The 7,452-nt window shown below is 27.3% G+C and carries 6 protein-coding genes; 1 reads left to right on the top strand and 5 read right to left on the bottom strand.

The genetic code is table 11. From position 1 onward, the window contains the following. Positions 1–112: 112 nt before the first annotated feature. Positions 113–676, top strand: a complete 564-nt coding sequence (locus tag MPF19_RS16705) for a hypothetical protein (RefSeq protein ID WP_249989355.1) — start codon at positions 113–115, stop codon at positions 674–676. 29 nt (positions 677–705) lie between these two features. Here the strand turns inward: MPF19_RS16705 and MPF19_RS16700 are convergent, their stop codons facing one another. From MPF19_RS16700 to MPF19_RS16680, 5 genes are all read right to left on the bottom strand, one after another. Beyond that, positions 706–4,854: a protein NO VEIN domain-containing protein gene (locus tag MPF19_RS16700; RefSeq protein WP_249989352.1), complete on the bottom strand. Its 4,149-nt coding sequence runs from the start codon at positions 4,852–4,854 to the stop codon at positions 706–708. A gap of 363 nt (positions 4,855–5,217) precedes the next feature. Further along, the gene (locus MPF19_RS16695; protein ID WP_249989350.1) at positions 5,218–5,565 is read right to left on the bottom strand and encodes a hypothetical protein; all 348 of its coding nucleotides are present in this window, start codon (positions 5,563–5,565) and stop codon (positions 5,218–5,220) included. A 13-nt stretch (positions 5,566–5,578) separates the two neighbouring features. After that, a complete protein-coding gene (locus MPF19_RS16690; RefSeq protein WP_249989349.1) occupies positions 5,579–6,226 on the bottom strand; it encodes a hypothetical protein in 648 nt (215 codons plus the stop codon). Between the two features lie 15 nt (positions 6,227–6,241). Then, positions 6,242–7,084 (bottom strand): SIR2 family protein, encoded by an 843-nt coding sequence (locus tag MPF19_RS16685; protein WP_249989347.1) that lies wholly within the window; start codon positions 7,082–7,084, stop codon positions 6,242–6,244. Positions 7,085–7,089: 5 nt separating this feature from the next. Continuing rightward, positions 7,090–7,440: a hypothetical protein gene (locus MPF19_RS16680; RefSeq protein WP_249989345.1), complete on the bottom strand. Its 351-nt coding sequence runs from the start codon at positions 7,438–7,440 to the stop codon at positions 7,090–7,092. Positions 7,441–7,452: the final 12 nt, after the last annotated feature.

Raw genomic sequence — 7,452 nt, 5'->3', positions numbered from 1 at the left:
AGTATTGGTGTTGCAAGAAATGAACAAGGCATAAGAGCTGCAAAACCAAGTGCTATTAAAAGAAAAATTGATACTTGTGGTGAGTTTAAAAAAGGGTATAAGATTAAATAATATGGAGACAATTTCAAACCAAATAATTCAATTAGATATTGCCTGGAAAAATATTCAAGAAAATATAGTTTCAGAGCAGAACTTAGATTCAATAAAAAATAAATTAAAAGAAAAGCAAAGTTCTATTGATGAAATAAATTTTATAAATATCAAAAATACTTTTGGAATTTATATTTTTTATATAAAACCTAAAGAAGCATACACGTTAAAAACGTTAACTAAAAATTGGACTCAAAACGGATATAATAATTACCCCAAAATTGTACAGAAAAGATTTAATAAATACAATCAGATAAAAATTGATACTGAATATGTCTTTTATATCGGAAAATCAGAAAAATTAGGTGCAAGAATAAAAGAACATATTACACATAAAGGAAAAACAGCTACTTACAGTTTAAAATTAGAAGGACGAGCTTCTTTTAACAAAGAAAACATAAGTTTTTCTTATTGGGAATTACCTATTGAATTAGCTAATTGTACTAAAGAAATTAAACAATTTATCATTACACAAATTGAAACTGAATTACGCAATAAACTTAATCCTTGGATCGGTAAGCAGTAATTTACTTTATATTTAAATAAGGTTATCTCCTAATTTATAATAAGTTCAAAATTACGTGGTGTAAGCGTAAATCCATCGGTTTGTATTTCTTGTATTTTTTTACTAATTTTTTTAATTGGGTTTCCCATAAAAATAATTGATTTTGGAGTAACTCTTACAATCTCATAATTCGGATGAACTCTTGCTTTATTTACCTCTGCTATAGAAATAAAAAAACTTTTACTTTTCATATTACTTGTTGTCTTAACCTCTATTAGTGTAGGAGATCCTTTCCTGTAAGTAATAAGATCAAAATTGGCATATTTATATTTTCTAGAAACAAAAAATAAAGGTATTAATGCTTTACTAAGTTTAGCCGTATCTTCAATTACTTCTATACAATCTTCTGCATATTTATCAAAAAAGCTAGTATCCCTCATATGTTTAGATAATTCGTCTTTAATAGCTTTTATACCCTTTTTTCGTTCTTCTTTATTTAATTGTATAAATTCATTTATTAAGCAAATCAAAACCTCTACTTCCCCACAAGCACCTGTTATTTCTAACTGCAAATTATTTTCTGACTTGTCTGCAGTACCCTGGAAAATAATTTGTTTACTATTAATAGGTAGTATAATATTTGTTTTATTTGCTCCAACCAAATTATTATGTTCCAAAAACTTAACCCTTCCTAGTTTTAACTTTGCATAGATATTTTCTATCTTTTGAACATTGTTTATCTCGTCTTGTTTAGTCTTTAATTCATTTTCATTTCCGTTTACTACAAATATATGAGGGAAATCACTTTTTAACTCTCGAATCTCATCTTCAATACCTAAAGTTCTCTTTTCAGCCTTTCTAATTAAACCCAGCAATTTTTTCTCAAATTTTTCTTCTAACGGAGCACTATCTATATACGCTTGTATAAAGGCAATATCTACAATAATATGAGAATAGTCTATTTCTAATTGAAACCCATCAAAGTAGTCCTCATACTCATTTATTGATTGTAAAATAAGACTTTCCAATTCATTTATTTTATTAGCTTTATCCAGTTCAATAAGAAATTCATTTTGTTCTTCTTCATTGTATTTATACCAAAACACATTACTATCTAGATTTCTATTATAAAAGGAAAGTATTTTAGTTTGAAATTCAACATACTTTTCTTGATAATCGGGTTTCCACTTTCTATTGATTACTCCTAGTTCAACTATGTCTGTTTCTTTTCTTAATTCATCTAATTCTTTATGAAAAACAATTAATTCTACTTGATCTTTTATACTAATATTATTGAAAAGAAAATCACATACACCTTGTATCTGCTGTGATTTTGTAGAAGTACTAGAAATAAAAAGTTCATTTTCATTATAAGCATAAGATTTAGGAGAAACATCACTACCAAGCTTTTCAAAATTCAATTCCTGAGTTAGCATAGCACATTCATAAATGGACATACTTTCAAATTTCATTTGTAAAGTTGAAAGATTAGCATTTTCGGATAAGTAATCTGATTCTGAATTCTTAGAATAGCTTAAATTGATTAAAATAAAAGGTAGCCTTTCTACTAAAATAGATTTTAAATCAAGGTTTATTTTTACATTAGAAGATTTTATTTTCCCTTTAGTTAATTTAACAAGTTTTTCTTTTAAACTTTCTTTAAGTTTACCTGAATAATATGCTAAAATAGCTTTTGAAGGAAATTGTTTTGCACACAATTCAAAATCAACTTTATTGCTTAATATATGAAAGTTATCTTCTTGTATCCATTTGAGTTTGTTATTTTTAATAACTAAATACCAATCTTGTAAAGCAAATACTTCAAAAACATTTTGATAAAACTGAATAATACTCTTTTTATTAGTAGCTAAAAGTGGTTCCAATCTTTCCCTAAGTATTTTTAAGTATTGATTAGGAAAATCATTATAATTTTTAACAAGTAAATTATCAAGTTCTGGTTTTAGCTTATTATTACTTATATTTTCTAAAAAGCTATAATTATTGTCATTTATAACTGAAGGATGTGTTAATTTTTTATTAGAGTTTAATATACGTACGTTCTCTAATAATTTTCCAGATACTTCTTCTTTATGTTCTCCCTTAGTTAACAGTTTTGGTAACTGACGAACTCCATCACCTAATTGATTGTAAATATTTAAATCTAAAAACCGAGTGTTCGTTTCTGTAGAAACTCCCATAAAACGCAACCAATTATCCACTTCTGAAGCCTCTAGAAAATCTAAAAATTCTAAATCTAATTCAGTCTTTTTACAAAGTTGAGCTGGTTTATATTTACCATCAATCTGTTTTAAAAACAGTGTTGAAATATTAAAATTAGCTTGGTTACTGGTACTATTTTGTTTCCTTAAATCTGTTGTAAAAGCAGTAGCATAACGGTGAGAACTTAAATATTTCTTTTTATCCTTTGAAAGGTATAACTCATAACAACTTTTTAAAATATGTTTTTGGTTTTCTTCACCTATTGTTTCTCTACTATATACTCCTGAAAATGAACATTGTCTAAAATATTTTAAGATCTCATTTGACTGGGTATAGTCTTTTATAGTAAGCTTATCTTTAATTTTAAAATCTTTAATATCAAAATTTGTAATTTTAATAGGAATACTATCTGGAAGTTCTATTTTTTTATCTTCATTTTTTTGATATATAATTATATCTCCTTCTTTTAAATTAATTCCTGGCAAAAATTGAACATTTTCATTTAGAAGTTTACCTGCTAAACATTCTTTAAATAAATCTGGCCACTTCCAACGATCTCCATCATCTCTCGAAAAATAATTAATAAAATCAGTAATTGTTTTAAAAAACACTTCGTGTTCTTTAATTTCTCTTTTATTATTAAAAAATTGTAATGCTAAATTTGCCAACAAATTAGATGCTTTATCATATTCATAATTCCAAATTGATAAAATAGACTTCACAGTCTTAAAAATTTTATAAGCATTGTTACTTTCCAACAAATGCCAATTAAATTCTTTTAGCCCAACAATATCTCCTGGTCCAATTATATAACGTAAATTAAGAGAGACTTGTTTATTAATTGATAAAGAATTGTTTATCATTTTAAAATACAGCTCAACACAAGCCTCCAATAATGCTCTATTATAAGCTCCTACTTTATCTCCATCAAAATTAATATCCTTTCGGTCTACTGTTGTATGAAAATCAGCATGAAAATCAACATACTTAAATGGGGATTCTTTTTTTGTAGGTAAATAATTATAAAACAACCCTGAAGGTTCATTCTTAAATTTTATAGCAACTTCAGGCTCTTTAATATTTACACCTGCTTTTTCTGCTAATAATTGCATTTTAGCAGTATCTAGTTTTGCTGAAAATAAAGTTTCATCGGTTGTTGAAGTGTTTTTAATAAAAGAACTTTCTTCAGTTTCAAATTTAATATCAAAGTCGTTCTCATATTTTAATCCTACAAAACCAAAATGTATACTTTCAATTTCATTTAAAAGTTTATCTACTTCATCTTTTGATTGAAAAGGAACTTCAATAATAGTCACTATGTCTTTATCAAAATTATTAAATACTTTGTTATTTTCTTCATTTAACTGTAAAGGAAAATAATAACCAGGTAACCCCCTATCAGAAAATTCTCGCTTAACATCTCCAATAGCTTTCGTTATATGTTTTTTTATTTCTTCAATAAAATCATTCGGGATAGTATCTACATCATCAAAAATATCATATAAGCGGAATGCTATTTCAGCCTCTTTTTTCTCAGTACTAGGGTTGATGATTCCTTTGGTATAAATATTAGCATATCTACCCAAGGCATATACCGATTTAAAACCCACTCCTTTATTCCCTATACTTTCATTTGCCGTTTTATTGGATGTTGATATTGAACATAAAGATTGAAAATCACAACGTTCAAATTTTTCTCCTACACGCCCTCCATTTATATAATCGTGTTCTGCATTATAAGTAAACCGTTTACCATCATTCGCAACAAATAAAGACTTACCTATTACTTTTACTATTATCTTTTTCTCGGCTCTATCAAACGCATTTTGTAAAAGTTCATATAAAACTCTACCTTGATAATCAGCACTTACTTGATTGATATGTCCTGAATCACTTTTTACAAAATCAGCACCAATGGATCTGTGAAAATCATAGTGATTTTGAAATACTTTATTAATGTCTTTTTCTAAATTATTCATACCTAACACACAACTTTAATTCTAATTTTGTACTCTTTTAACTTAGCTCATTTTTATTGAAACAAACTATTCCCTTTCTCTATTATTTTTTCTAATCTTTCAATCTCATTTAGTTTATTTATACCGTTATAACAATAGTAGTTTATATGCAACTGCCTTAATTCGGTAATAATTAAATTACGAAACAAAATATCATAATTTAAAACTCTTATTATTTTTCTTAATTCTACTACTTCATTTTGAAGTTCTTTTATTCTTTGCTTAATTATACTATTCATATTTCTGTTTAATATAAATATGTAGAAATACATAAAAAGTCAGATTATTATTAACTTTACTTAAAAGCAATTCCTTCAATACACTTTAAGACAATTCTTTAATTGTAATCCCATCTTCTAAAAAATGATATCTACCTGGAAGCAAATCTATAGGGTCGCCTTCTTCGTAATAATCTTCATCCCAATCATCAGGTTCATCTTCCCATTCTTCTTTTAACTCTATGAATTTATATTGAGTTTCTTCACAGTCTACTTGACCTTTAAAATCATCACTTATTGTAAACTCTTCTCCAGGTTCTAATTTTAGAATATCCATATTATAACCTTGCTGAAATAATACAGCATCACTATTGTAGTCTTCCTCTTCTGAAAACCCCATTGCGTCTCTAGTAGATTCATAACTTGGGGTTATTAAAATGTTTAGTATTTTCATTTTGTTTAATTTCTTACTTCAATTTATCCAATAATTCTTTCTGCGACTTCCCCATTATAAGGGTTTTTCTTAACAAATCTAATTTTGTATTCTTTCTACTTTTAATCCATTTTAAACTTGGTGAATCGTCTTTACCTAAACTATAAAATGTTTTAAAAGCATTACAAGCTGTACTTCTTTTTTTATTAAAATAAGTGCTTACCACATTTGCAAACAATTCACTTAAAGAATTAGCTGTAACCACCTGAAACTCTAAACCTAACTCACCTTCTATAACTTTATTAGTTTGGCATCTGCATTTACAAAATGTCCACTTTAAACCATTCTTAGTTTTAATATATAGATCTTCTTCTAATACTGCATTAAATAAATATTCTTTTGCAATATCTTCTCCACTAGGTTTTCCTAATCCAATCTTGTAGTAAAAAACAGCTCCTTTAGAAGCCATTTTTTCAAGCTCAAAACCTTTATACTGTTGGTGTAACTTTTTTATTTTTTCTTCTGATGATAGCGGGACAAATTTGGACTGATCATCTTCTAATAAAAAACCTTCTTCTAAACCTTCTATCGTAAATGAACTAAAAGGAACTGGTGTTAAAATTTTACCTGTTTCTTTATCTATTAGTAAACCATTTTTAAAAGCTACTTCAAATTTTTTCATAATGGGGGAACTATTTTAGTTATATAAATCTCTATAATTATGAGCTGTTCTATGTATAATATTCAAATTTTCTAAAAAATTATTAATTTTCAGATCACTTCCTGTACTCATAAATACAGTCTCTTTTCTTCTCTCCGGAAATTGTTTAAAATACCGTTCTCTTTCAATTAACAACCATCTAATAAATACTTCTTGCGATTCTAATTTTAGACCCACAATAATTAAGGGCATGTTAAACCAAATATGTAACCAGGTATCTTTTCCTCTCCAATAAGATTGATTTTTGCCATTAAATAGGCGGCTTTCTCCTTTATGAATCCAATTCCTGGCTTTTTCTACACTACCCATATAATCCGTTAAACCTAATCTAATACTGTCGTGATAACGGGTTAAACCATGAATATGCCATACACCAAAACCTTCTGTAGGCATTGATAATTCTTCTTGTCCATAATATCTATCCCAAGGATAAAACCTTGTAAACCCTTTATTCTTAGTTTTAAAAAATTCTAAATCTTTTGCTGATTCTAAAGCTAAATCAAAATTTGTTGTTAGCACTGGACAGTTATTCGTTTGCGCTAAGTTTAAAAACTGTAAATGGGGATGTAAATTTTCTTTTTGAGGAGATTGTAAATACTCACAGACTTTTAGTTTTAATTCTTTAGCATTGGCACTATGAATCTCTATAAAATCATACATTTCATTATAGGTCAGCCCTTCAAAATTTAAGTTTTCTCCACCTAATTTATGTAATAAAGATTTCCAATCTAAAAAAGAGTTTTCTAAATTGTTAATACCGTTACCTAATAATATGGCTGGTCTTCCTAATTGCTGAATTGTCTCTTCTAATAATGCCATGAAATTTAAGTATTGTATTGATGTCTTTTTAAAACTTTTATTTCCTTTTCAACACGTTTCATCTCTTCAACATCTGTAAAAGAAAGTGTTCTATACTTAATATCTTTTAGGTTTTCTAAAACAAAATCCCTCTTTGCCTCATTGTTTCTTGTTCCCTGACCAAAAGGTTTTGGCAATAGAGAACTCATTCTATAAGCACAGTTATTTCCTATCCCAAAAAGGATGAATTCATTTGTTTTAAAATTCTTTAGTTGATACAATCCAAAACCAAACGGAGCTGATACATAATCTCCTTTTCTTGGATCTGGAAAATCCTTCCAGTCTGTCCAATTATGTTTTTCAATACTTGTATTCATCAGTTTCTCTTT

It is taken from the genome of Polaribacter sp. Z014 (genome assembly GCF_023555435.1).
GTDB lineage: Bacteria > Bacteroidota > Bacteroidia > Flavobacteriales > Flavobacteriaceae > Polaribacter.
This window is presented reverse-complemented; position numbering and strand designations above follow the sequence as displayed.